The sequence below is a fragment of the Rhizobium sp. P1_E1 genome, assembly GCF_056406015.1.
This window is the reverse complement of the sequence record NZ_JBFUAY010000343.1, coordinates 1-3,547: the sequence shown is the minus strand read 5'-3', so window position 1 is coordinate 3,547 and position 3,547 is coordinate 1. Positions and strand designations below refer to the sequence as shown.

The window sequence follows — 3,547 nt, the reverse complement described above, 5'->3', positions numbered from 1 at the left end:
GCTTTGCCTTAAGCTCGTTGGAGAGTCCGGAAAGTGCGTCATAATTGAAAGTAAGTGGGATCTGTCGGTCTTCGTCGCGCTGCTGATCAGCAATCGCCGTCGCTTGCCGATCCAGATAAACCGAATAGCCCGCCTCGATTTCCAACGCTTCCGCAACTTTCGGCCTCATCGCGCCAAGCGTCTCTGGCCAGACATGCCGGAGCGCGGAAAAATCGTAATTTGGATAAGATAGCAAATCATAGGCGGTTCGGCGCTGCCCATCCAGATTGATATTTAGGCCGGCGCGTCGCGCCTCATTCGGTGTAATCGTCAGCGACTGCAACAGCGCCCGACCACTTTCAATTTCTGACTGATAGGATGTGAATCGCTGCGCCCGCTCGCCACTTACACATCCAAGCCGCATGGCCAGGGGCGTTAAACGCATATCGGCATTGTCAGCGCGCAAAGTCAGTCGATACTCTGCACGCGATGTAAACATACGATACGGCTCCGTAACGCCGCGTGACGTGAGATCGTCAATCATGACGCCGATGTAGGAGCTTGTCCGACTAAAATGAAACGGATCCGAATCATTGCTTCGCAAAGCAGCATTCAACCCGGCTGCGAGCCCCTGAGCGGCTGCCTCTTCATATCCGGTGGTGCCATTGATCTGGCCGGCGAGAAACAGGCCTCTCAGCCGCTTGACCTCCAACGATGGCGTCAACTCTCTCGGATCGACATGATCATATTCGATCGCATAGCCCGGTTGCAGTATTCTTGCCACTTCCAGACCCGGGATCGTTTTAATGAATTCGGCCTGTACTTCCGCCGRCAAGGAGGTTGAAATCCCGTTGGGATAAACTGTGTCATCGTCCAGCCCCTCGGGCTCGAGAAAGACCTGATGTCCATCCCGCTCTCCAAATTTCACCAGCTTGTCTTCGATAGACGGGCAATAACGGGGCCCGACGCCTTCGATCTGCCCAGAATACATTGCCGAGCGCATAATATTGTCGACGATGATGCGATGGGTCGCTTCGGTCGTTCTGGTGACGCCGCATTCGATCTGTGGGGTGGTAATCGCATCGGTCATGAAGGAGAAAGGAACAAGCTCCTCGTCAGCCCCTTGTCCACCGACGGATTGCCAGTCGATCGTCTTTCCATCCAACCGCGCTGGTGTTCCGGTCTTCAGACGTCCCAACTGCAATCCCAAGCGGCCGAGGGTAGCAGACAAGCCGATCGACGGTGGTTCACCGACACGCCCGGCCGGTGTCTTTTCCGAACCGATATGAATAAGGCCGCGCAGAAAGGTACCAGTGGTCAAAACCACCGCTGGCGCTTTCAAGATCCGACCATCCTTCATGATCACGCCAGCGACGCGACCATCGACAACTTCTAGATCAAACGCATCGCCTTCGATGATATCCAGGCCAGGCGTCGCTTCGATCGCCGCCAGCATTGCCAAGCGATAAAGCTTTCGATCGGCCTGGGTCCGCGGTCCTCGGACAGCGGCCCCTTTCTTCTTGTTCAGCATCCTGAACTGAATGCCCGCGGCATCGGCGACGCGTCCCATCAGACCGTCCATCGCGTCGATTTCCCGAACCAGATGGCCCTTGCCAAGCCCGCCGATCGCCGGATTACACGACATGACGCCGATCGTGTCTCGTCTATGCGTAATCAGGCCGGTTTTCGCCCCGAGGCGCGCAGCTGCGCTGGCAGCCTCCGAGCCCGCATGGCCGCCACCTATCACAATCACATCGAAGGCATTATCCGTCATTCAAGACTCCACATCCGGCGGACGTTTCACGTGAAACCAAGGCAAGCTGACGCCCAGGGTTTCACGTGAATCATTTGCCGATACAAAACTCCGAGAAGATCACCCCGAGCAGATGTTCGACATCCACTCTTCCGGTAATTCTGCCCAAATACTCTGCGGCAATTCGCAGCTGCTCGGTCCGCAGTTCGAGATTCACATCTGTCTGCGATAACGCCGCCTCGAGCGCTGCTAAACATTTCGTTAGCGAATCTTTATGCCGCTGCCGGCTGGGAATCGCCATGGACAGACCGGCGAAACGTTTCTCGACAATATTGCCGATCAACCGTCGCAGTTCCGGCAAACCGACACCCGTCGCCGTCGAAATCTCCAGATCATACCGATCCGTGGAAATATCGATGAGATCCCTCTTTGTCCCGACAGTAACATGTGGAGAGGTCTGCTCCAAGTCATCGGGTATCTGAGGCTTCGCCATGTCAACCAGCAGCAGAACAAGATCGGCATCGCGAAGCGCAATACGCGCCCGCCGCACGCCTTCCATTTCGACACGGTCGTCCGCCTGCCGAAGTCCAGCAGTGTCATAAAGCTTAATCAGATAGCCATCAATATCGAGATCAACCTGCAGGACGTCGCGGGTGGTTCCGGCAATCTCCGTCACGATTGCGACGTCACGACGCGCCAAGGCGTTCAACAGGCTTGATTTYCCGGCGTTCGGAGCCCCGGCGATGACCACCTTGAAGCCATCCCTGATAATTTCGCCCGCCGAAGCTGCGGCCAGGTGATGCTGGATATCGTTGCGCAGCTTCTCCATATCGGCCCAGACCATATCCGATACTGACCCCGGAACGTCATCCTCGTCGGGGAAATCAAGTTCGGCCTCAATCAGCGCCCGAGCGCGCGTTAATCGTTCCGCCCACGAATCGTAAATTGTGGAAAGCCCGCCTGCGCTATGTTCGACCGCAAGGCGTCGCTGCATTTCAGTCTCGGCACCAATGAGGTCTGCCAGCCCCTCTACCTCGACGAGATCAAGTTTGCCGTTCTCAAAAGCCCGGCGGGAGAACTCACCCTCAACCGCCATCCGAACACCTGGAATTTCGCCAAGCGCGTGAAACAGCGCCGCCAATACGGCTTTGCTGCCATGGATCTGCAGCTCAGCGACATCCTCACCGGTAAACGAATGAGGGGCAGGAAAAAACAGCACCAGGCCGCTATCGATCGGCTGGTTGTTACGAGTCCGAATCGTTCGGTGAGATACGTGCCGGGCTGCCGGAACTGATCCGACAAGCCTCGCCAATATATCTCTGGTCAGGGGACCGCTGATTCGAATGACTGACACGCCCGAAGGTGGAGCACCGCTCGATAGCGCATATATGGTATCATTCAACATGGCCATATCGCCTGGTCCGTCGGTTGGAATCGAACGTGATTCCTCTCAAATAGAAAAGCTGGCGACATCATGACGATGCCCCCAGCTCTTATAGAATGAATCCGGCTAAGGATTACGTATTCATCGAATCGAAGAAGTCGGAATTGTTCTTCGTCTGCTTCAGCTTGTCGATAAGGAATTCGATCGCATCGGTCGTGCCCATTGGAGCAAGGATGCGGCGGAGCACAAAGATCTTCTGCAGATCCTGGCGTGGAACGAGAAGATCTTCCTTGCGCGTGCCGGACTTCAGAATGTCCATAGCGGGGAAGATGCGCTTATCGGCGACCTTGCGATCGAGGACGATTTCCGAGTTGCCCGTACCCTTGAATTCTTCGAAGATCACTTCGTCCATGCGGCTACCAGTATCGATC

2 protein-coding genes and 1 pseudogene are annotated in these 3,547 nt (G+C 55.9%); all 3 read right to left on the bottom strand.

Annotated features, from left to right (window positions below):
- On the bottom strand, positions 1 to 1,753 hold a 1,753-nt coding region (gene mnmG / locus AC1D1Z_RS35320), incomplete at its 3' end, for a tRNA uridine-5-carboxymethylaminomethyl(34) synthesis enzyme MnmG (RefSeq protein ID WP_477853427.1).
- A 70-nt stretch (positions 1,754 to 1,823) separates the two neighbouring features.
- A complete protein-coding gene (gene mnmE / locus AC1D1Z_RS35315; protein WP_112905589.1) occupies positions 1,824 to 3,143 on the bottom strand; it encodes a tRNA uridine-5-carboxymethylaminomethyl(34) synthesis GTPase MnmE in 1,320 nt (439 codons plus the stop codon).
- Positions 3,144 to 3,249: 106 nt separating this feature from the next.
- Positions 3,250 to 3,547, bottom strand: a pseudogene (locus AC1D1Z_RS35310) (transcription termination factor Rho); the annotation flags it as partial.